Source organism: Streptomyces graminofaciens (genome assembly GCF_030294945.1).
GTDB lineage: Bacteria > Actinomycetota > Actinomycetes > Streptomycetales > Streptomycetaceae > Streptomyces > Streptomyces graminofaciens.
Genome location: NZ_AP018448.1, coordinates 11,482,504 through 11,501,869, shown reverse-complemented (window position 1 = coordinate 11,501,869; position 19,366 = coordinate 11,482,504). Strand labels below are relative to the sequence as shown.

The 19,366-nt window shown below is 72.3% G+C and carries 24 protein-coding genes; 18 read left to right on the top strand and 6 right to left on the bottom strand.

Annotation, left to right across the window (positions count from 1 at the left end):
• Window positions 1-71: 71 nt before the first annotated feature.
• The 11 genes from SGFS_RS50665 (at window position 72) to SGFS_RS50615 (ending at window position 6,254) form a co-directional block, all read left to right on the top strand.
• On the top strand, window positions 72-359 hold the full coding sequence (locus SGFS_RS50665; protein WP_286259626.1) for a gas vesicle protein GvpO: 288 nt from the start codon (window positions 72-74) through the stop codon (window positions 357-359).
• 75 nt (window positions 360-434) lie between these two features.
• A complete protein-coding gene (locus SGFS_RS50660) occupies window positions 435-860 on the top strand; it encodes a gas vesicle structural protein GvpA (RefSeq protein ID WP_286259625.1) in 426 nt (141 codons plus the stop codon).
• Window positions 857-1,612 (top strand): GvpL/GvpF family gas vesicle protein, encoded by a 756-nt coding sequence (locus tag SGFS_RS50655; protein ID WP_286259624.1) that lies wholly within the window; start codon window positions 857-859, stop codon window positions 1,610-1,612. The genes SGFS_RS50660 and SGFS_RS50655 overlap by 4 nt, the downstream gene beginning before the upstream one ends.
• Window positions 1,613-1,621: 9 nt before the next feature.
• Window positions 1,622-1,885 (top strand): gas vesicle protein GvpG, encoded by a 264-nt coding sequence (locus tag SGFS_RS50650; protein ID WP_286260437.1) that lies wholly within the window; start codon window positions 1,622-1,624, stop codon window positions 1,883-1,885.
• Window positions 1,882-2,448 carry a DNA primase gene (locus tag SGFS_RS50645; protein ID WP_286259623.1) on the top strand — a complete coding sequence of 189 codons (567 nt, stop codon included), beginning with the start codon at window positions 1,882-1,884 and terminating at the stop codon, window positions 2,446-2,448. Before SGFS_RS50650 ends, SGFS_RS50645 begins: the two co-directional genes overlap by 4 nt.
• Window positions 2,445-3,488, top strand: coding sequence for an SRPBCC family protein (locus SGFS_RS50640; protein ID WP_286259622.1), 1,044 nt, complete (start codon window positions 2,445-2,447; stop codon window positions 3,486-3,488). The genes SGFS_RS50645 and SGFS_RS50640 overlap by 4 nt, the downstream gene beginning before the upstream one ends.
• The gene (locus SGFS_RS50635; RefSeq protein WP_286259621.1) at window positions 3,485-3,826 is read left to right on the top strand and encodes a gas vesicle protein; all 342 of its coding nucleotides are present in this window, start codon (window positions 3,485-3,487) and stop codon (window positions 3,824-3,826) included. The genes SGFS_RS50640 and SGFS_RS50635 overlap by 4 nt, the downstream gene beginning before the upstream one ends.
• The gene (locus SGFS_RS50630) at window positions 3,823-4,677 is read left to right on the top strand and encodes a GvpL/GvpF family gas vesicle protein (protein WP_286259620.1); all 855 of its coding nucleotides are present in this window, start codon (window positions 3,823-3,825) and stop codon (window positions 4,675-4,677) included. Before SGFS_RS50635 ends, SGFS_RS50630 begins: the two co-directional genes overlap by 4 nt.
• Entirely contained in the window at window positions 4,674-4,862 is a 189-nt protein-coding gene (locus SGFS_RS50625) for a gas vesicle protein (RefSeq protein WP_286259619.1), read from the top strand. Before SGFS_RS50630 ends, SGFS_RS50625 begins: the two co-directional genes overlap by 4 nt.
• Window positions 4,859-5,143, top strand: a complete 285-nt coding sequence (locus SGFS_RS50620; protein ID WP_286259617.1) for a gas vesicle protein K — start codon at window positions 4,859-4,861, stop codon at window positions 5,141-5,143. The genes SGFS_RS50625 and SGFS_RS50620 overlap by 4 nt, the downstream gene beginning before the upstream one ends.
• A 121-nt stretch (window positions 5,144-5,264) precedes the next feature.
• A complete protein-coding gene (locus SGFS_RS50615) occupies window positions 5,265-6,254 on the top strand; it encodes an AraC family transcriptional regulator (RefSeq protein WP_286259616.1) in 990 nt (329 codons plus the stop codon).
• A gap of 51 nt (window positions 6,255-6,305) precedes the next feature.
• Here the strand turns inward: SGFS_RS50615 and SGFS_RS50610 are convergent, their stop codons facing one another.
• Together SGFS_RS50610 and SGFS_RS50605 are read right to left on the bottom strand one after the other, a co-directional pair.
• A complete protein-coding gene (locus tag SGFS_RS50610) occupies window positions 6,306-6,428 on the bottom strand; it encodes a hypothetical protein (RefSeq protein ID WP_286259615.1) in 123 nt (40 codons plus the stop codon).
• Window positions 6,429-6,478: 50 nt separating this feature from the next.
• The gene (locus tag SGFS_RS50605; protein WP_286259614.1) at window positions 6,479-7,372 is read right to left on the bottom strand and encodes a helix-turn-helix domain-containing protein; all 894 of its coding nucleotides are present in this window, start codon (window positions 7,370-7,372) and stop codon (window positions 6,479-6,481) included.
• A 168-nt stretch (window positions 7,373-7,540) separates the two neighbouring features.
• Here SGFS_RS50605 and SGFS_RS50600 point away from each other — a divergent pair, with 168 nt between their 5' ends.
• From SGFS_RS50600 to SGFS_RS50585, 4 genes are all read left to right on the top strand, one after another.
• Window positions 7,541-8,407 carry an SIR2 family NAD-dependent protein deacylase gene (locus SGFS_RS50600; protein ID WP_286259613.1) on the top strand — a complete coding sequence of 289 codons (867 nt, stop codon included), beginning with the start codon at window positions 7,541-7,543 and terminating at the stop codon, window positions 8,405-8,407.
• Between the two features lie 76 nt (window positions 8,408-8,483).
• Window positions 8,484-9,341, top strand: a complete 858-nt coding sequence (locus tag SGFS_RS50595) for an SDR family oxidoreductase (RefSeq protein ID WP_286259612.1) — start codon at window positions 8,484-8,486, stop codon at window positions 9,339-9,341.
• Window positions 9,342-9,405: 64 nt separating this feature from the next.
• Window positions 9,406-10,404, top strand: coding sequence for a protein-ADP-ribose hydrolase (locus SGFS_RS50590; RefSeq protein WP_286259611.1), 999 nt, complete (start codon window positions 9,406-9,408; stop codon window positions 10,402-10,404).
• Window positions 10,405-10,474: 70 nt separating this feature from the next.
• Entirely contained in the window at window positions 10,475-10,690 is a 216-nt protein-coding gene (locus tag SGFS_RS50585; protein WP_286259610.1) for a hypothetical protein, read from the top strand.
• Between the two features lie 43 nt (window positions 10,691-10,733).
• Here SGFS_RS50585 and SGFS_RS50580 read toward each other — a convergent pair whose 3' ends face one another.
• From SGFS_RS50580 to SGFS_RS50565, 4 genes are read right to left on the bottom strand one after another with little or no spacing between them, the layout of a single operon-like run.
• Window positions 10,734-12,356, bottom strand: coding sequence for an ABC transporter ATP-binding protein (locus SGFS_RS50580; RefSeq protein WP_286259608.1), 1,623 nt, complete (start codon window positions 12,354-12,356; stop codon window positions 10,734-10,736).
• On the bottom strand, window positions 12,353-13,159 hold the full coding sequence (locus tag SGFS_RS50575) for an ABC transporter permease (RefSeq protein ID WP_286259606.1): 807 nt from the start codon (window positions 13,157-13,159) through the stop codon (window positions 12,353-12,355). Before SGFS_RS50575 ends, SGFS_RS50580 begins: the two co-directional genes overlap by 4 nt.
• On the bottom strand, window positions 13,156-14,175 hold the full coding sequence (locus SGFS_RS50570; RefSeq protein WP_434028168.1) for an ABC transporter permease: 1,020 nt from the start codon (window positions 14,173-14,175) through the stop codon (window positions 13,156-13,158). Before SGFS_RS50570 ends, SGFS_RS50575 begins: the two co-directional genes overlap by 4 nt.
• Window positions 14,160-15,713, bottom strand: a complete 1,554-nt coding sequence (locus SGFS_RS50565) for an ABC transporter substrate-binding protein (protein WP_286259604.1) — start codon at window positions 15,711-15,713, stop codon at window positions 14,160-14,162. The genes SGFS_RS50570 and SGFS_RS50565 overlap by 16 nt, the downstream gene beginning before the upstream one ends.
• Window positions 15,714-16,001: 288 nt before the next feature.
• Between SGFS_RS50565 and SGFS_RS50560 the strand changes: the two genes are divergently transcribed.
• The 3 genes from SGFS_RS50560 to SGFS_RS50550 are packed head-to-tail and all read left to right on the top strand — an operon-like array spanning window position 16,002 to window position 19,353.
• Complete coding sequence (locus SGFS_RS50560; protein WP_286259603.1) at window positions 16,002-16,991, top strand: TauD/TfdA family dioxygenase; 990 nt, start codon at window positions 16,002-16,004, stop codon at window positions 16,989-16,991.
• Window positions 16,988-18,010, top strand: coding sequence for an ornithine cyclodeaminase family protein (locus SGFS_RS50555; RefSeq protein ID WP_286259602.1), 1,023 nt, complete (start codon window positions 16,988-16,990; stop codon window positions 18,008-18,010). The genes SGFS_RS50560 and SGFS_RS50555 overlap by 4 nt, the downstream gene beginning before the upstream one ends.
• A complete protein-coding gene (locus tag SGFS_RS50550; protein WP_286260435.1) occupies window positions 18,007-19,353 on the top strand; it encodes a type III PLP-dependent enzyme domain-containing protein in 1,347 nt (448 codons plus the stop codon). The genes SGFS_RS50555 and SGFS_RS50550 overlap by 4 nt, the downstream gene beginning before the upstream one ends.
• Window positions 19,354-19,366: the final 13 nt, after the last annotated feature.

The following is a 19,366-nucleotide window of genomic DNA, read 5'->3' as shown; positions in this document are numbered from 1 at the left end:
GTGGACACGGACTTCACGTAACCCCCGGAACGTATGGAACGCGACAGATCTCGACGAGCCAGGACGGCGGTATGACGGACGACGAGCGGCCGAACCCGATGGAGGTACTGCGTCAGGCGCGGGCCCAACTCGCCGAGTTGACCGGCATGACCGCCGAGACCGTCTCGTCCTTCGAGCAGACGGAGGACGGGTGGTCCTTGGAGGTCGAGGTCCTCGAACTCGCGCGGGTTCCCGACACGATGAGCCTGATGGCGAGTTACCGGGTCGACCTGGATCCGAGGGGACAGCTCACCGGCTACCGGCGTCTCCGCCGCTACGAACGGGGGCGGGCCGACCCGCACCCGCGCGGCGGGCGTTAGCGCCGTTCCCGGCACTCCCCCGAGCACCCGCACGTTCCGGACCCACCGTTCCCGAGACAAGGAGGCACGGCCCACATGACCGTCGTACCGGCACAACAGACCGGCGGTGGAGGCGGCAGCAGCGGCCTCTACGACGTGCTGGAACTGATCCTGGACAGGGGCCTCGTCATCGACGCGTTCGTACGGGTCTCCCTGGTCGGCATCGAGATCCTCAAGATCGACGTACGCGTGGTCGTGGCCAGCGTCGACACCTATCTGCGGTTCGCCGAGGCGTGCAACCGCCTCGACCTGGAGGCCGGCCCGCGCAAGAGCCCCGGCCTGCCCGACCTCGTCGGTGAGATCACCGAGTCCGGTGCGCGCGGCAAGTCCAAGGGCGCGCTGTCCGGAGCGGCCGAGACCATCTCCGACGCCTTCAAGCAGGCCCGTGGGGAGGCCGACGCCGAGCCCGGGCCGCGCGCCCGCAAGAGCACCGCGTCACGCCGGAAGGAGGAGCAGGAGTGAGCACGTACGTCTACGGGATCAGCGCGAGCTCGCACCCGGCTCTCCCCGAGGGCATGGCCGGCGTGGGCGACCCGCCGGTGACCGTGCGTGTGCTCAAGGAGCAGGGCCTGGCGGCGGTCGTCAGCGACGCGCCCGAGGGGCTGCGGCCCAAGCGCCGGGACCTCCTCGCCCACCAGAACGTGCTCGCCGAGGCGGGCGCCGCCGGCTGCGTGCTGCCCATGCGGTTCGGCAGTGTCGCCCCCGACGACGACTCCGTCACCGGGGTGCTCGCGGAGCGCGCCGGGCACTACGAGGAGCGGCTGCGGGCCCTCGACAACAAGGTCGAGTACAACGTCAAGGCCATCCATGTCGAGAACGCCGTACTGCACACGGTGATGGCGGGCAGCCCCGAGCTGCGGGCCTTCGTCGAGGCCAACCGGCAGGCGGGCGGCGGCAGTTACGAGCAGAAGATCCAGCTCGGCGAGATGGTCGCCGCCGCGGTCAAGGCACAGGAGGCCGAGGACGCGGCCGCCGTGCGGCAGGCCCTGGAGCCGCTCGCCGCGGCCGTCGGCGTGGGGCCGGAGTCGACCGGCTGGCTGACCAACGTCTCTTTCTTGGTGGACCGGGACGCGGCCGCGGGCTTCACAGAGGCGGCGGACGAGTTCCGCAAGGCCCATCCGCACCTCGACCTCCGCCTCAACGGCCCGCTGCCGCCGTACAGCTTCGTCGAGCCCGGACCGGCCGAGCCCGCCGGGACGGCCGACGAGGAGTAGGGGCGCGTGGTGGGGCTGATCGGAGAGGTGCTGCTGCTGCCGTTCGCCCCGGTGCGCGGCAGCGCGTGGGTGATCGGACAGGTCGTCCGGGAAGCCGAACGGATCTACTACGACCCTGCCGCGGTACGGGCCGAACTGTCCCGGCTGGAGGAGCGGCTGACGGACGGGGAGATCACGGAGGAGGAGTTCGACCGGGCGGAGGACGAGCTCCTCGACCGGCTGGAGATCGCGACGCGCGGCAGCGCGGGAACGGACGACGGGACGGCACGATGAACCGAACGGGACTGGGCCTCGCGATGGGGGCCGGATACGCCCTCGGACGTACGAGGAAGCTGAGACTGGCGCTCGTGGTCGGTTCGCTGGTGGCGGCCAGGCGGCTGCACCTGACCCCGCGGGCCGTCACGGACCTGGTGGCCGGCCGACTGCGGGACAACCCCCGGTTCAAGGAGATCGGGAACCAGCTGCGCGAGGATCTGCGGGGCGCCGGCAGGGCCGCGTCCGGTGCCGTGGTCGAGCGGCAGTTGGACGCGTTCGCCGACCGGCTGCACGTCCGTACGGCCGAAGTGCGGGACCGCCTCGTCGGCGTCGTGCCCGGCGGGCGGGACGAGGAGGACGTGCAGGGCGAGGGCGAAGACGTGGGCGACCGGCCTCGGCGGAAGGGCGCCTCCCGCAAGGCACCGGCGAAGAAGGCCGTCGCGAGGGCCCCCGCGAAGAAGACCGCCCGTAAGGCTCCCGCCAAGCAGTCCGCCCCTCGCGGTGCGGCCGGGAAGAAGACGGCGGCGGCGCAGAGGACCGGGGCCGGAGCCCGGGTGCAGAAGGGGGGCGGAGGCCGATGACCGGGACCCTCGGATCGGCGACCTCCGCCGCGGGCAGGGCCGTCGGCGGCGATCCGCCGGCCGGCCTGGCGCGGAGCGCGGCGGCGGACCGGCTCAGGGCGGAGGTGCGGGAGTACCTCGCCGTGCAGGCCCAGCGGCTGCTCGTGGGCGCGGGGCGCAAGCTGGGCGAGGCCACGGTCAAGCTGAACGACATCGCCGAGGGCGACAGCCCCGGATTCGCCCGGCTCGCCCTCGACGGCGGCCGCAAACTCGCCCAGGGCAAGGGCCCCGTGCGCTCCGCGCTGGAACTCGGAGCCGCACACGCGAAGGACACGCTGGTGGGCGCCCTGAAGAACCTCGGGGGCGGCAAGGGCGGGCGCAACGGCGGGGCGGGCCGGAAGCCCACCGCCATCGTCGAGCGGATCGACGTCGGCGTGCCCCTGCGCACCGCCTACGACCAGTGGACGTGCTACCAGGACTTCAGTGCCTTCGCCCAGGGCGTCGAGAGCGCGAGCCGCACCGACGACACCCGGTCCGACTGGCAGCTCAAGGTGTTCCGGTCCCACCGCAGTTGGCGGGCGACGACCACCGAGCAGATCCCGGACGACCGGATCTCCTGGACGTCGGAGGGAGCCAAGGGCACGGCGAAGGGTGTCGTCTCCTTCCACCGGCTCGCCGACAACCTCACCCGCGTACTGCTGGTCATCGAGTACCACCCCTCGGGCCTGTTCGAGAAGACCGGCAACCTGTGGCGCGCGCAGGGCCGCCGTGCCCGTCTCGACCTCAGGAACTTCGTCTGCTTCCTCACCCTCGAGGGGGAGGCGGAGGACGGCTGGCGGGGCGAGATCCGGGACGGCGAGACGGTCCGCTCGCACGAGGACGCGGTCGCCGAGGAAGAGGATCACGCGGAGAGCGACGAGAGCCCCGAGGCGCGGGACGTCGAGGAGGACGACGAGGCGTACGAGGAGGAGGGCCCGTACGACGAGGATGGCGACCCGGACGCGTACGAGGAGGACCCCGAGTACGAGTCGGAGTACGCCGAGGGCGGGAGCCGTCGATGACCGTGCCGAGCCGGCTGCCGGAGCCCTACGGTCAGGGCGGCGGAGCCAATCTCGCCGACATCCTGGAGCGTGTCCTCGACAAGGGCGTCGTCATCGCGGGCGACATCCGGATCAACCTCCTGGACATCGAGCTGCTCACCGTCAAGCTCCGGCTCGTCGTCGCCTCCGTCGACAAGGCGAAGGAGATGGGCATCGACTGGTGGGAGGACGACCCGGCCCTGTCCACCCGGGCCCGCCGTGACGCTCTCGCCCGGGAGAACACCGAGTTGCGTGAGCGTCTGGCACGGCTGGAGGAATGGAAGAAGGCCCCTTCGGACGTCCGTGAGGAGACCCCGTGACCGGACAACTGCGTTACGTCTACGCCGTGTGCCCGCCCCTCGGCGCGGCCTCCGCCTTGCCCTCCGACCTGGCGGGTGTGGCGGGCGGCGCGCCCACGCCGCTCACCCACCACGGCCTGACCGCCGTCGTCGGCACCGTGCCGGAGGGGGACTTCGCCGAGGAGCCGCTCCGCCGCCGTCTGGAGGATCTGGACTGGCTGACGGCGACCGCCCGTGCCCACCAGCAGGTCGTCGACGCCCTCATGACCGTCACGACCCCGCTGCCCCTCCGGCTCGCCACGGTGTTCCGGGACGACAACGGGGTCCGCGTGATGCTGGAGGAACGCGCAAGCCACTTCCGTGGCGCTCTGGAGCGGCTGGAAGGGCGGGTCGAGTGGGGTGTGAAGGTGTACGTCGAGCCCGAGGCCGAGCCGACGGACAGCGGTGATGCGGTGACCAGGCCGGCGTCCGGCCGGGACTATCTGCGCCGGCGGCGACAGCGGGCGACCGCCCATGAGGACGCCTGGCAACGGGTCGAACACTTCGCCGGCCGGTTGCACACGACGCTCTCCGCGCACGCCGAAGCCGCCCGCCTCCACCCGCCGCAGAACGCCGCACTGTCCGGTGCCGCCGGGCGGAACGTCCTCAACGCCGCCTATCTGGTGCCGCGTACGCGTTCCGAGGAGTTCACCGCAATCGCGGACGGCGCGAAGCACGGCGAACCGGGAACTCGTGTCCAGGTCACCGGGCCTTGGGCGGCCTACTCCTTCCTCGACTCCGACTCCGGCTCCGACTCCGGCTCCGGCTCCGGCTCCGACGGGGACGGGGACGGGGACGGAACAGGACCGGACGGCGAGGAGAGGAAGCCATGACCGTCGTGGAGCGCCGCGAGGTCGCCCTCGTGGACCTGCTCGACCGGCTGCTGGCGGGCGGGGTCGTCATCACGGGGGACATCACGCTGCGCATCGCGGACGTGGACCTCGTCCGTATCGACCTCAACGCGCTGATCAGCTCCGTGAACGAACAAGTGCCGTCGCCCTGGAGGTCCCCGCTGTGACCGCCCGCCGCGAACGCCTCGACCTCGACCCCGACACCGTCGAGCGCGACCTGGTCAAGCTCGTCCTCACCGTCGTCGAGTTGCTGCGCCAGCTGATGGAACGACAGGCGCTGCGCCGCTTCGACCGGGGCGATCTGAGCGAGGAGCAGGAGGAGCGCATCGGGCTCACCCTGATGCTGCTCGACGAACGCATGACCGAGCTGCGCGAGCGCTACGGTCTGCGGCCGGAGGACCTGAACCTGGACCTCGGCCCGCTCGGATCACTGCTCCCCAGGGACTGAGAGGCTTGCCGACGACGACGGCGGCGCACATGCTGTCGGGCTCCGCCGTCCCGGCCGAAAACTCCGCGTGCGAGGATGTCGGCGCCATCCACCGGACGGAGGAAACGGAGGGTCGGGCGGAATGATCGGGACCGTGTTCCGGAGCGAGGACGTTCCTGCGGAAGACAGGTTCGACCACTGGCGGCAGGTGATCGGCCGGACGCGCGCGAGCGATGTGATCAGTGCCCACTCCGCCGACTTCTGGGCGGAGTCCCGGTTGCTGGAACTGGGGCCGGTGACCGTGTGCCCGATGTCGTTCCTGCCGACGCGCTACCGACGGAGTTCGACGATGGTGCGTCAGTCCGATCCCGAGCTGTATCACCTGACGCTGCTGGTCGACGGAAGTCTGACGCTCGACCACGCCGGGCGGACCGACACGTTCCGTCCGCGTGATCTGCATCTGGCCGACAGTTCGCGGCCGTACGACCTCCGGCCCACGGACGACCGGGAGTGCCGGGCCTTCAAGGGCGTGGGGGTGGACTTTCCGAAGGTGCTGCTCCCTCTGCCGCCGCATCAGGTCCGGGAGTTGCTGGGGCGGGGCCTGTCGGGGCGGGAGGGCATCGGCGCGCTGCTGGCGGACTTCCTCCTCGGTCTGGAGCGGCAGGCCGACTCCCTCCAGCCGTCCGACGCGGCCCGTCTGGGTACGGTCGTCCTCGACCTGGTGTCGGCCTGGTTCGCGCAGGCGCTGGAGGCGGAGGCCGCGCTGCCGCAGGAGACCCGCCGCCGGGCCATGGTGGAACGCGTCCAGGCGTTCATCCGGCAGAACCTGCACGACCCGGAGCTGACGCCGCCCGTGATCGCCGCCGCGCACCACATCTCCCTCAGCTATCTGCACCGGATCTTCCAGCAGCAGACACAGGAGACGGTGGCGGCGTGGATCCGCGCCCGGCGTCTGGAGGGAGCCCGCCGCGATCTGGCGGACTCCTCGCTGCGCGCGATGCCGATCCACGCCATCGCCGCCCGGTGGGGCATCCCCCGCGCCTCCGACTTCACCCGCGCCTTCCGTACCGCCCATGGGTTCTCCCCCAAGGAGTACCGGCTCCGGGAACTCACCGAGCCCGAGCGGAAGTAGCCGCCGCGTCGCCCCGGCATCGGCTCGCACCCCGAACGGGCGGCTGTGTCTTCAGGCTCCGATCGACCGCTGGACGGCTTTCAGCGCCCGGCCCGCTCCGTCCTCGGTCGCCATGTGGAGCCTTCGTACGGTCACCCCGGCGAACGCCGAGACCTGCCCCACGGAGTACCCCATGCGTCTGCCCTTTCGTCAGGCTCAGTCTTGAGCCTGACGTCAGGTGAGGGTCAACTCGTCTCGCGTCGCACGCTTCTGCGGAAGTCGATCGGGGACCGGCCGGTGCGCTGGTGGAAGTACTTGCTGAACTGGGTGGGGTTGGCGAAGCCCAGTTGGCCGGCGATCTGGGCGGCGGTCCGGTCGCTGTGGGCGAGGAGGCGTTTGGCCTCCAGCACCACCCGGCGGTCGACGAGTTCCTTCGCGCCCAGGCCTGCCGCGGCGAGGGTGGCTCTGGACAAGGTGCGGGCGGAGTAGCCGAGCGTGCGGGCGTAGTCCTCCACCCGGCGGGTCCGGGTGAAGTCCCGTTCGAGCGCGTCCCGGAATCTCAGGTAGGTCTCGTCCGGTCCGGGAACGGGACTTCCGGCCGGTGAGCGCACATGGGCCAGGCGCAGCACGAGCACGGACAGCAGTTGGCGCAGGGCGGCCGTGTGCGCCTCCAGGGGCAGTTGCCCGAGGGAGTGGAACTCGTGGGTGAGGTGTTCCTCGGCGATCCGCAGGGCCTCGGCCTCCTCGGGTGACGGAGTGCTGAGCGCGGGAGCGTGCGGGTCCTCCACGCGTGCGGCGGAGGCGGTGGCCCGGTCCAGGAAGTCCTGCCGGAACAGGATCAGCGTGCCGTGTGCGCGGGTCACGTCGCCCCACTGCTGTACCTGCCCGGGCCGCACCCAGAGCCAGGACCCGGGCCGGAGGAGGTGGCCGGTGAAGTCGACCGTCTGCCGAAGTTCGCCGGACGCGAGGGTGATGAGCTGGTGGAACTCGGGCCGCTGTGGCTTGGCCAGGGCCTCGGGCGAGACGCGGCGGCGCAGGTCGGCCAGTGACAGCACCTCGACTCCGGCCGGGGTGCCGGGTGGGGCGGCGAAGGCGATCTCCGGGATGCCGCGCGCTGCGGGCTGTCTCTTTCTGGCCATCACTGACGGGATCATAGCGAGGTCCGCGCCGACGTCGCCCAGACGGACACGGGCGAGGCCGGTGCCCGCGTTGTCGGATATTGACCATCAGCAGTCGCAATCCCTCCCCCTTCCCGGTGATCCCCCTTCCTAGCCTTGAGGGGCAGCAGGTCGAAAGGATCCCGAAAGATGACCGTCCAGAGCGATGCCCCGAGGGCTTCCGTGCAGCCCGTCGACACCCTGCGTACCTGGCTCGACGAGGCCGACCGGGTGCTGGTCGCGGCCGGTGCGGGGCTGAGCGCGGCCGCCGGGTACGACTACGGGGACGCCGAGCGCTTCAAGGAACTGCTCCCGGCGCTGCACCGGCTCGGGCTGCGCTCGCGCTATCTGCTGGGCGTGCCGCTCCCGGACGACATGATGTGGGGCTACTGGGCCGTCCACATCGACGACATCCGCTTCGGGGCACAGCCGAACCCCCTCTACCGGCGGTTGCGCGCGCTCGTCGGGGACCGCGACCACTGGGTGATGACGTCGAACGTCGACGCGCTGTTCGCCCGCAACGGCTTCGATCCGGACCGGATCTTCACGCCCCAGGGCGACTACGGGCAGTTGCAGTGCACCGTGCCCTGTGTGCGGGAGACCTGGGACGCGAAGCCGTACCTCGACCGGATCCTCGCCGCCTACGACCGGGAGTCGGGGCGGGTGACCGACCGGGCGGCCCTGCCCGTCTGCCCGAACTGCGGAGCGGACGTGTTCCCGAACGTGCGTGTGGGGCCGGAGTTCGTCGACAGCGCGTTCATGCCCGCCGGGGACCGGCTGACGCGGTGGCTCGGCGACGCGCCCCGCTCCGGCCGGCTGCTCGTCCTGGAGATCGGCGCCGGGTTCAACACCCCCGGCGTGATCCGGTGGCCCATGGAGAACGTCGTCCGTCACACCCCCGGGGCGCGTCTGGTGCGGGTCAATCCCGGGCACCCGGATGTCCCCGCCGACCTGGGGGACCGGGCCCTGGCCGTGCCGTTCGCCGCGGATCTTCTCCTGGACGCGCTCGCCGGGTGACCATGGACCTTCCAGGAGCCTCCCCGATCCCCGTACACCCGCACCTGCACCCGCACGTCAGGACGTGAAGCCACCCATGACCGCATCCCCCGAACCGACGCTGGTGGTCACCGGAGCCACCGGACGCCTCGGCGGGCGAGTCGCCCGCCGCCTCGCCGAGCGAGGCGTGGCGCAGAGACTGCTGGCGCGCAGCCCCGAGCGGGCGCCCGCGCTGCCCGGTGCCACGGCGGCCCGCGGCGGATACGGCGAGTTCGACGCCGTCGTGCGCGCCCTCGGCGGTGCGAGGACCGTGTTCATGGTGTCCGCCTCGGAGAGCGTCGACCGGGTCGCCGAGCACAGGTCCTTCGTGGACGCCGCCGTGGAGGCGGGCGTCGAGCATCTGGTGTACGTGTCCTTCTTCGGTGCCGCGCCCGACGCCGCCTTCACCCTGGCGCGCGACCACTTCCACACCGAGGAGCACATCCGGGCGAGCGGGCTGGCGTACACGTTTCTGCGCGACAACCTCTACGCGGAGATCGTCCCCGAGCTGGTGGGCGAGGACGGTGTCATCCGTGGGCCCGCCGGGCAGGGGCGGGCCGCGTTCGTCTCCCAGGACGACATCGCCGACGCCGCCGTGGCCGTCCTGGCCGGGCCCGCCGACCACTCCGGGATCGTCTACGACCTGACCGGGCCCGAGTCCCTGACGCTGGACGAGGCCGCCTCCATCCTCTCCGAGCGGCTCGGACGGACCGTGCGCTATCTGCCGGAGACGGTCGAGGAGGCGTACGCGTCCCGGGCCTCCTACGGTGCCCCGCCCTGGCAGCTCGACGCCTGGGTGTCCACGTACACGGCCATCGCGGCGGGCGAACTGGACGCCGTCAGCGACGCCGTACCCCGTCTCACCGGCCGCCCCGCCAAGTCCCTGGCCGACGTCGTTCGCGCCACCCGGGGCTGACGCGGGGCCCGCGCGCCGCCCCCCTTTCCCTGTCCCACCTCAGCCACATCGCCCGGAGCCATTCATGACGATTTCGCGGACTTCCGACAGCGGCTTCGCCGAGACGGAGGCCCGGCCCTCGGCCCTGCCGCCGGCCGTGTACCGCTCCGCGATCGCCCTGGACGAACCGTTTCGGCCGTCCGTGGCGCCTGCCCCGGCCGAGCGGCTGGACGAGTACGTGGGCTCCGCGCTGAGGCTGCTCGGCGCCGACCCGGCGGTGCTGCAGCTGGGGCTGCGAGGCGGCTCCCTGGCGGATTTCGCCAGCGCCGACGCGACGACGGCGCGCCGGGTGCTGCGCGCCCTGCTGACCGTACGCCCGCCCGGCCCGCTGCCCGAGGGGGCCGCGGACGCGTTGGACGCCGTCCTCGGGGCGGAGCGCGGGCTGCGGCCCACCGTCTCGGCTCTCCGGCTGCCCACGATCGCCGAGGAGTTCCCGCACACGGCCTTTCGGGCGGCCGGTCGTACGGCACTGTGGCGGGGAGACATCACCACCCTCGCGGCGGACGCCGTCGTCAACGCGGCCAACAGCGCCCTGCTCGGCTGCTTCCGCCCGCTGCACGCGTGCATCGACAACGCGATCCACAGCGCCGCCGGGCCGCGGCTTCGGGACGACTGTCACACGATCATGGAGCTGCAGGGCCTCTCCGAGCCGACCGGCACAGCCAAGATCACCCGGGGTTACCACCTGCCGTCCCGCTACGTCCTGCACACCGTCGGCCCCGTCGTCGACGGCCGGCCCCGTCCGGCCGACGCGGAGGCGCTCACCGCGTCCTACCGGGCCTGCCTCGACGTGGCCGCCGAAGTGGAGTCGATCCGTACGATCGCCCTGTGTGCCGTGAGCACCGGCGTCTTCGGCTACCCCAAGGACGAGGCCGCCCCTGTCGCCCTGCGGGCCGTGGCCGACTGGCTCGACCGGCACCCCGGCCGGTTCGACCGGGTCGTCCTCACCGTCTTCGAGGAGGCCGACGAGACCGCCTACCGGCGCGCTCTCGGCGGACGGGCAGTCGACCAGGGGGTGTCTTGAAAGTCCTGGCGGGCGGGGCCGGTGCCTGTGTCGAGCTGCGCCCGAGCCCCATCCGGCGCATGGTGGTGCCATGGACGAGCGTCCTCCCGTCGTCGTGCTGCCGCCCTCGGACGGTGCGCGGCAGGTGATGATCCAGGGCAAACGCGTGGGCAGCGCCCACAACCTGTTCGACGTCATGGAATACCTGCACCAGGCAGGCCTTCCTGCCAAGGAGACGGCCGTCGACGACCCCGAGCTGATCGAGTGGCAGGGCGGCGGACCGTACGACTGGAACTACTCCACGTAGCGGGCCGCCGCCAGACCCCGTCCGACCGGCCGACGCGCCCCGCTCAGGGCCGCCCCGCAGCCGCGGGCGTTCCCAGCAGCGCTCGCGTCGCCTCGTGCCGAGGCGTGGTGAAGACGTCGCCGGTGCGGCCCGCCTCGACGACGTGGCCCGCGTCCAGGACCGTGACGGTGTCGGTGCGGTCGGCGATCAGGGGAAGGTCGTGGCTGATGAGGACGAGGGTGGTGCCGCGCCGCTCGCGCAGGCCGGTCAGCAGGTCCATGATCGCGCGGCCGGTGTCGGCGTCCAGCGCGGAGGTGATCTCGTCGCAGATCAGTACGTCGGGGTCGGCGGCGAGGGCCCGCGCGATGGCGACCCGCTGACGCTGGCCGCCGGACAGCTCATGCGGATGGCGGTCGGCGTACTCGGGCGGCAGGCCGACCTGTTCGAGGAGGTCGGCGACCCGTTCGTGGATCTCCCCACCGGCACAGCGGCGGTGCAGACGAAGCGGGCGGCCGACGGCGGCTCCGATCGTACGGCTGGGGTTGAGCGCGCCGAGCGGGTTCTGGGTGACGAGTTGCACGGCGCGGCGCTGTTCGCGGGTACGGCCGCGCAGGCCGGTGCTCAGGGGTGCGCCGGCCAGGTGGATCGTCCCCGAGGTGCTGCGGTGGAGTCCCACGACCGTGCGGACGAGGGTGGTCTTGCCGGAGCCGGAGACACCGACGATGCCGGTCGCGGAGCCGGCGGCGACGGCGAAGCCGACGTCGGTGAGGGCGGGGACGCCCCGGAAGTGGGCGTGGAGGTCGCGGACTTCGAGGAGGGGCGTGCTCTCGGTGGGGGCCTCCTGGGCCGAATCAGCGATCACGTCCGGATCGGCTTCCCGGCCCCCCTCGGCCGTCCGGCTCGGGTCACCTGCCTCTTCCGGGCCGCGCATACGTTCCCTGTCCCGCGCCCCGAGGTTCCGGCGCGGCCCCGGCAGCGGCGCCGTGAGGGCCACCGCCTCGTCCGCGAACCGCTCCACGACCGCCGGGTCATGGCAGGAGAAGGCGATGGCCAGGTGGTGTTCGCGGGCGAGGTGGCTCAGCAATGTGCCGATGTCGTCGCGGAGTTCGGGGTGGAGCCCGGCGGTCGGCTCGTCGAGGAGCAGGACGTCGGGGCGGCGGGCCAGGGCCCGGGCGAGGGCGACGCGGCGCTGTTGTCCGCCGGAGAGGGCGCCGGGGCGGCGGGCTGCGAACCGGCCGTCGTCCGGAAGGTGGACCTCGGCCAGGAGTGCGGTCACCGCCTGTGCGCTTCGGTCGGCGGCGAGTTCGCGGACGAGGCCACGGACGCGCATCCGGGGGTTGAGGCCGGAGCCGGGGTCCTGGCCGACGTAGGCGAGGCGGGTGCCGCGCAGGGTGCGCAGCTCTCGGTCGCCGAGGGCGTGGACGTCGTGGCCGAGGACGTCGATGTGGCCGGCGGTGCGGGAGGTGCCGGGGGGCAGCAGGCCCGTCACGGCACGCAGGAGGGTCGTCTTGCCCGCGCCGGAGGGGCCGGTCAGGGCGACCAGTCGGCCGGGGCGCAGGGTGAGGTCGGCGTCCCGCAGGAGCAGTCGTCCGTCGGAGGCGGCGACCGTGAGGCCGGTGACGGTGACGGCCGGGGTGTCGCCGGGTGGTCCCTCGGGTTGCGCGTACCGGTCGCGGGTGTGGCTCACAGGACGGTCACCGCCTTCCGGCCGGTCTGGGGGGCGAGGGTGGCGGCCGCGAGGTTGACGCTCAGGGCGAGCAGGCCGATGGCGATGCCGGGGGCGACGACGGACCAGGGGTTGAGGAGGATGCCGGAGGAGTTCTCCCGGATCATCAACGCCCAGTCGGCGGCGGGTGGTTGGGGTCCCACTTGGAGGAAGCCCGCCGTGGCGACGAGGTAGACGGCGGCGACGAACCGCAGGCCGAACAGGGCGAGCAGGGTGGCGCGCAGATTGGGCAGGATCTCGCGGACGACGAGGTACCAGAGGCGTTCGCCGCCGGCGGCGGCCGCTTCGACGTACCCGGTCGCGGCGACGGGACTCGCCGCGCTCGCCGCGAGCCGGACGGCGTACGGCACGCCGAGGACGACGGCGGCCGCGATGACGGCGAATCGGCCGCCGCCGGGCCAGGACAGGGTGACGAGGAGGATGCCGAGTACGGCAGGGAGCAGCATCAGTACGTCGGCGGTCCGCTCCACCAGGCGTCCGACGATCGGGCGTACGGCGCCGATCGCGCCGAGCACCGCGGCCGTGCCGGTGACGAGGACCGCGACGAGCAGCGAGGACAGGACGAGGTCGCGGCCGCCGGCCAGCAGGCGGCTGAGTACGTCCCGGCCGAGCTGGTCGCCGCCGAGGACGGCGGCGGAGCCGGGTTCGGCGTAGGGCGCGGTCACCGGAGCGTCCACGGCGTGCGGGGCGATCCAGGGGCCGGCGAGGGCGAGGCCGAGCAGGAGCAGGGCCGGGGTGATGCGCAGGGCTGTTCTGATGCTCACCGTCGGGCTCCCGTCACCGTGTCGCGGACCAGGTCGGCCAGGAGCAGGACTCCGGTGATGACGGCGCCGGAGAGCGCCGTGACGCCGGCGATGACCGGGCTGTCCCGGTCGGTGACGGCGGAGGCCAGCACGGAGCCGATGCCCGGGTAGTTGAAGATGGTCTCCACGACGACCGCGCCGCCCAGCAGCATGCCGGTGGAGGTGGCGAGGCCCGCGGCGATGGCGGGCAGGGCCCCCGGCAGCACGTGGTGGGTGAGGACGCGGTGCGGTGGGAGCCCGTCGAGGACGGCGGTCTCCACGTGCGGTGCGCGTGCCTCGTCGGCGAGGGCGGCGCGCACGATGCGGATGTTCCAGCCGGCCTGCGGGATGGTCAGGGCGAGGGCGGGCAGCACGAGCATGTCCCAGGAGGCGGGGGTTCCGTCGGCGCCGGTGAGGGTGACCGCGGGCAGCCAGCCGGTCCACAGCGACAGGACGAGGACGAGGGCGACGGCGACGACGAACTCGGGCAGGGCGAGGACCGCGGTCGCCGTGCCGGAGACGGCCCGGTCGAGACGGCCGGCGGGGCGCAGCGCGGCCCAGCAGCCGAGGGCGAGGGACACGAGCGCGGTGAGCAGCAGGGCGATGCCGCCGAGCAGCAGGGTGTTGGGGAACGCGGTGGAGAGGAGGTCGGTGACCTTCTCGCCGCGGGCCGAGGTGCCTAGGTCGCCGGTGGGCAGGCCGGTCATCCAGTCCCGGAAGCGTTCGAGTACCGGGCGGTCCAGGCCGAGCAGTTCACGGCGCGCCGCGAGGTCGGCGGCGCTCTCGCCGCGTTCGCCGGTGGCCGTGGCCGCGTCGCCGGGCAGCATTTCGACGGTGCCGAAGACCAGCGCGAGGAGCAGCGCGAGCAGGACGGCCCGTTTCAGCAGCACCGTGCCGACGCGGGCCAGGACCCGGACAGGGGTACGCGCCGTCCGCCTCCCCGGGGTGACCGGGGAGGCGGACGGCGCGGTGGTGTCGGGGGTCAACTGGCCAGCCACGCGCCTTCGAGCAGCACCCTTCCGTACCCGGGCAGCGTCGGCAGCCCGCGCACCTTGGAGCCGGCGAGGTCGATGCCGTCGGCCATACCCCACAGCAGATAGCCGGAGCTGTCGTACTCGATCTGCTGGAGTTCCTTCAGCAGCGCGGTGCGCTCGGTCGCGTCGGCGGTGCCGATGGCCTTCTCGTACGCCGTGTCGAAGGCCTCGTCCTTCCAGCCGGCCTCGTTCTGGCCGCTGTCGGAGACCATGGTCTTGCTGGCGAAGAAGACCACGGAGTCGTTGGTGCCCCAGTAGGTGGTGTAGAGGTCGCCCTTGAGCCAGGTCTTGTCCCAGAAGACGGCCGACTCCTGCTTGACGACCTTGATCTTGACGCCGGCCTCGCGGACCTGGGTGGCGAAGAGGGTGGCCGACTCGGCGAGGCCGGAGATGTCCTCGGTGGTGTACAGCTCGTAGGTCTTGGAGGTGTCGAACTTGGCCTCCTTCAGCAGTTCCTTGGCCTTGGCGAGGTCGCGGGCGCGCTGCGGGAGGCTCTTGTCGTAGGCGGGGTCGCCGGTGCCGAGGACGTCGTTGGCGACGGTGCCGTAGCCGGAGAGGACCTGGGTGACCATGGCCTCGCGGTCGACGGCGAGGCGCAGCGCCTCGCGGACCTTCGCGTCGGCGAACGGGCCGTCGGCGGTACGCATGACGATCGGCATCGCCATGTCGTTGGGGCGGCGGACCGTCTGGACGTCCTTGCGGCCCTTGGCCGTGCGGGCGGCGACCGCGCCGACGTTGGAGGCCACGTCGATCTGGTTGGCCAGCAGGGCGCTCGCCATGGCCTGCGGGCTCTCGAAGATCTTGACCTCGATGGCGTCGAGGTGGACCTCGCCGCCGTACCAGTCGTCGTTGCGGACGAGGCGGGCGTTGCCGCCGCGGAACCAGTCGAGCTTGAAGGGGCCTGTGCCGGGGGCCTTGGCTATGTCCTTGTCCTTGGTGCCCTTCGGGACGACGAAGGTGGTGAGGCGGACCAGCAGGGGCAGTTCGGCGTTGGCGTAGTCGGAGACGACGACCACGGTGTCGTCGCCGTCGGCGGTGATGTTCTTCGCCTGGATGCCGGGCAGCCGGGAGGCGCCCGCCGGAGTGGCGCGCAGCCGCTTCAGCGAGAAGACGACGTCCTCGGCGGTGACCGGGGTTCCGTCGTGGAACTTCGCGCCCTTGGCGATCGTGAACCGCCAGGTCTTGAGGTCCTTGGAGGCGGTCCAGTCGGAGGCGAGCCGGGGCTCGGTGTTGGGCTTGGTGCCGGGGACGGTGAGGGTGTCGTAGATCAGGCTGATGATGAGGTAGTCGCTCTCGTTGGCCTGACTGCCGTGCGGGTCGCGGGTGATGGCGCCGGCCCGGCCGAGGGCGCCGACTCTCAGGGTGCCGCCCTTGCGGGGCTTGCCCGAGTCTCCGGAGGCGGACCCGGTGGGCTCCTCGTCGCTGCCGCCGCAGGCGGTGAGCATGACGCCCGCGCCGATGGCGCCGCCGGCCCAGAGCAGTTGACGTCGCGTCAGGTCCACTTGTCCCTCATTTTCCTGCGGTTGGCTGATTTGCTTAGCCTTACCTATCTTGTATGACGCCTGTGTGACAAGACCGTCCGGCGTGTGATCTAGATCAAACTTAGGTAAGCCTTGCCTGTTTTCTGTTGGCTGGCTATGTTTCCGGAGGTCGACCGGCGCCGCACCTGACCCGTGCGGCCCGCTTCGGGCGGCCTTCTTCGCCATGCCCGCAGACCACCCACAGACGCACCCGTAGACCGCTGCACCGCGCCCGCACACGCATCCCGCACTGGAACGGACGGACCCCCCATGCCCACGGGTATCGCCCCCGTACGCCTGCTCGATCCCGCCTCGGTGGCAGAGCTGACCGCCGCCGCCCGCACCCTTCTCACCTCGTACGACGGCTCCCCCACCCATCCGGGCCTGCTGGCCCAGGTACCAGCTGTCGCCGCCGCGTTGAGCGACCCGATACGCCACGCCTGCCGCCCCGTCGACACCCCCGACGGCCTGTTCGTGCTGCGCGGCCTGCCCGTCGACGACGAGGCGATCGGCGCCACCCCCGGCCACTGGTCGACCGCAGGCGACGCCGGAGCCGTGTACGACGTGGTCCTGCTCCTGCTGTCGACGGTGATGGGCACACCCATCGCCTGGGAGGGCCAGCAGGACGGCCGTTTCGTACACAACATCGTGCCCAGTCCCGGCCACGAGGAGGAGCAGACCGGCGCCAGCAGCAGTGTGCTGCTCAGCCCGCACACCGAGGACGCCTTCCACCCGGGCCGCGCCCATCTGCTGGTCCTCGGTTGTATGCGCAACCCCGACTCCGTCGCCACCACGGCCGCCGGTGTCCGCCATGTCGAACTCTCCGACGCCGACGTGGAGTTGCTCAGCCGCCCGATCCTGCCGATCCTGCCCGACGACGCCTACGAGGAGGCCCAGGCGTACCAGGGAGCCCCGCCGGCCGTACCCACGCTGTGGGAGTCGGAGGAGGGCCTGACCCTGCGCTTCGACCCGGCGTACACCCCGCTCGACCAGGCGCCCGACGACCACCGCGCGGCCTACGCCCGGCTGGAGGACGAACTCGCCCGGGTCAGCGTGGCGGTGAGCCTCGAACCCGGTGAAGTCCTCGTCGTGGACAACGACCTGGTCGTGCACGGCCGGGTCCCGTTCAAGGCGCGCTACGACGGCACGGACCGTTGGCTGAAACGTTCCTCCGTGCGGGTGAAGGGCCGCCGGACCCGGCCGCCCGCCGAGGAGTCGGAGCACGGTTACGGCCAGGCCGCCGTGGAGGCCCACGCATGACCGGCACCGACCACACGGGAGGGAACACCATGGCGTCCGACGACACGACCCTGCGGATCCTCAGCACCAGCGACGTGGCCGGGATCGACATCTCCCTGTCCGACGTCGTGTCCGTGGTGGAGCAGGCGTACCGCACCCTGGCCGACGGCCGGTCCGACAATCCGCAGAAGCTCACCGTCAAGCCGGAGGACGGCCACTCGGTGGCGTACGCGATGCTCGGGCGCGACGGGGTGCGCGGGGTGGTCGCGGTGAAGACGTCGTACAAGTACGGCCTGCACGAGGACCGCGACAAGCAGCACTACTACACGACGCTGACGCTGTACGACGACGAGACCGGGCTGCCGGTCGCCATGCTGGACTGCGGCCGGGTGGGCGCGTTGCGCACCCCGGCGGTCTCGGCGCTGCTGGCCCGCGAGCTGGCCGTGCCGGGCGCCCGCAGCGCGCTGGTCATCGGCACGGGTACGCAGGGGCGGCTCGCGCTGCCGTTCCTGCTGACCACGCGGCCGGACCTGGAGCGGCTGATGCTCTTCGGCACTCATCCGGACGGCATCCGGGCGGTGCGCGAGCAGCTGCACACGTACTTCCCCGACCGTGAGCTGGAGGTCGTGACCGATCTGCGCGCCGCGGCCGGCGACGCGGACATCGTGCTGGCCACGGCCGGCCCCAACACCCCTGCCTCCGTGGACGCGGAGTGGCTCAAGCCCGCCGCGCTGTCCGTCCTCATCGGCTACGGCATCGCCGCCTCGACCCTGCACCGGGCCGACCGGGTGATCGCCACCAGCGCGGCGCAGATGCGGGTCACCGGCGTCGACATGGCCGACGCGGACGGGCGGCTGCGGGACGTGGACGCCGAGTTCCCCGAGGTGCTGGCGGGACGCGCCGAGGGCCGTACGGACGCGGGGCAGCGGATCTTCGCGTACAACAGCGGGCTCGTCGTCACCGACATCGCGCTCGGGCACCGGTTCGCCCAACTGGCCCTCGCCCAGGGGCTGGGCACGGCGGTGTCCCTGTGGAAGTGACGACGGCGCTCGCCTCGCACACCACGCCCGAGGTGCGCTCCCTGCTGGGCGACGCGCTGCTGCACGAGCTGAGCCACGGTTTGGGCGGCCCGTACCACGTGCTGTTCCCGGAGCGCTTCGACGCGTGCGCGGCGGCGTTCCGGGCCGTGTTCGCCGAGGCGGGTGTGGACGGCCAGGTGTACTTCGCGAAGAAGGCCAACAAGGCGGCCGTCTACGTCGAGCGGGCGGCCGTGGCCGGGCTGGGCGTGGATGTGGCGAGCCACGGCGAGCTGCGCGAGGCGCTGGCGGCCGGGGTGCGCGGCGAGGACCTGGTGGTGACCGGCCCGGCCAAGGCTGACGACCTGCTGCGGGTCGCCGTCCTCCAGGGCGCGCTGATCGCGGTGGACGCGCTCGACGAACTGGACCGCCTCATCGTGCTCGCGGCCGGACTCGGCCGTAGGGCACGGGTGTTGCTGCGTCGGCTGCCCGCGGAGCAGCCGCACAGCCGCTTCGGCCTGGACGACGGCGAGCTGGCTGCGGCCCTGCGGCGGTGCGTCGACGGGCCGGTGGACATGGAGGGCTTCAGCTTCCATCTCTCCGGCTACGACGTCCGTCAACGCACGGATCTGGCCGCCGAGTCGATCGGCTGGTGCACCGAGGCCCGGGCTCTCGGGCTGCGCGCCGACCGGATCAGCGTCGGCGGCGGCTTCGCCGTGGACTATGTGGACGCCGAGGACTGGCGGCGGTTCGAGGAGAGCAGCCGGCCCGAGCACTTCCACGCGGGGAAGTCCTTCGGGGGCTTCTATCCGTACCACTCCCCCGTGGCCGGGGCCGACGCCCTTCGTACGATCCTGGCGGCCGCCCCGTCCGGCTCAGGCGAGGGCACCACTCTCGCCGAGCTGTTGCGGTCGGCCGGGGTGACGCTGCTCGTCGAGCCGGGCCGGGCGCTGCTGGACCAGGCCGGGTTCACGGTGTTCCGGGTTCAGGGCGTCAAGGACCGGGACGGGTACGCCGTCCTCACCGTCGACGGCAGCAGCCTGAGTCTGTCGGAGCAGTGGTTCGACAGCGAGTTCCTGCCGGACCCGGTGCTCGTGCCGGGCGGTGCCGGGCCGGTCGCCGACGCGGGACCGTACCCGGCGTGCGTCGGGGCCGCGACCTGCCTGGAGTCGGACATGCTGACCTGGCGCAAGATCCCCTTCCCGGTGCGGCCGGCCGTCGGTGACCTGCTCGTGTACCTCAACACGGCGGGCTACCAGATGGACTCCAACGAGTCGCCGTTCCACGAGCTGCCGCTGCCGCCGAAGGTCGTCGTCGAGCCTTCGGGATCCCGTTTCCGCTGGCGTCTCGACCGCCACCCCCACTGAAGGATCACAGGAG

What these genes read in the sequence shown, in the direction of transcription:
- SGFS_RS50665 (WP_286259626.1), top strand. Translation starts at nt 72, where the DNA reads ATGACGGACGACGAGCGGCCGAACCCGATGGAGGTACTGCGTCAGGCG.
- SGFS_RS50585 (WP_286259610.1), top strand. Translation starts at nt 10,475, where the DNA reads ATGGACGAGCGTCCTCCCGTCGTCGTGCTGCCGCCCTCGGACGGTGCG.
- SGFS_RS50660 (WP_286259625.1), top strand. Translation starts at nt 435, where the DNA reads ATGACCGTCGTACCGGCACAACAGACCGGCGGTGGAGGCGGCAGCAGC.
- SGFS_RS50640 (WP_286259622.1), top strand. Translation starts at nt 2,445, where the DNA reads ATGACCGGGACCCTCGGATCGGCGACCTCCGCCGCGGGCAGGGCCGTC.
- SGFS_RS50605 (WP_286259614.1), bottom strand. Translation starts at nt 7,372, where the DNA reads ATGGCCAGAAAGAGACAGCCCGCAGCGCGCGGCATCCCGGAGATCGCC.
- SGFS_RS50600 (WP_286259613.1), top strand. Translation starts at nt 7,541, where the DNA reads ATGACCGTCCAGAGCGATGCCCCGAGGGCTTCCGTGCAGCCCGTCGAC.
- SGFS_RS50595 (WP_286259612.1), top strand. Translation starts at nt 8,484, where the DNA reads ATGACCGCATCCCCCGAACCGACGCTGGTGGTCACCGGAGCCACCGGA.
- SGFS_RS50590 (WP_286259611.1), top strand. Translation starts at nt 9,406, where the DNA reads ATGACGATTTCGCGGACTTCCGACAGCGGCTTCGCCGAGACGGAGGCC.
- SGFS_RS50610 (WP_286259615.1), bottom strand. Translation starts at nt 6,428, where the DNA reads ATGGGGTACTCCGTGGGGCAGGTCTCGGCGTTCGCCGGGGTGACCGTA.
- SGFS_RS50645 (WP_286259623.1), top strand. Translation starts at nt 1,882, where the DNA reads ATGAACCGAACGGGACTGGGCCTCGCGATGGGGGCCGGATACGCCCTC.
- SGFS_RS50625 (WP_286259619.1), top strand. Translation starts at nt 4,674, where the DNA reads ATGACCGTCGTGGAGCGCCGCGAGGTCGCCCTCGTGGACCTGCTCGAC.
- SGFS_RS50615 (WP_286259616.1), top strand. Translation starts at nt 5,265, where the DNA reads ATGATCGGGACCGTGTTCCGGAGCGAGGACGTTCCTGCGGAAGACAGG.
- SGFS_RS50635 (WP_286259621.1), top strand. Translation starts at nt 3,485, where the DNA reads ATGACCGTGCCGAGCCGGCTGCCGGAGCCCTACGGTCAGGGCGGCGGA.
- SGFS_RS50560 (WP_286259603.1), top strand. Translation starts at nt 16,002, where the DNA reads ATGCCCACGGGTATCGCCCCCGTACGCCTGCTCGATCCCGCCTCGGTG.
- SGFS_RS50555 (WP_286259602.1), top strand. Translation starts at nt 16,988, where the DNA reads ATGACCGGCACCGACCACACGGGAGGGAACACCATGGCGTCCGACGAC.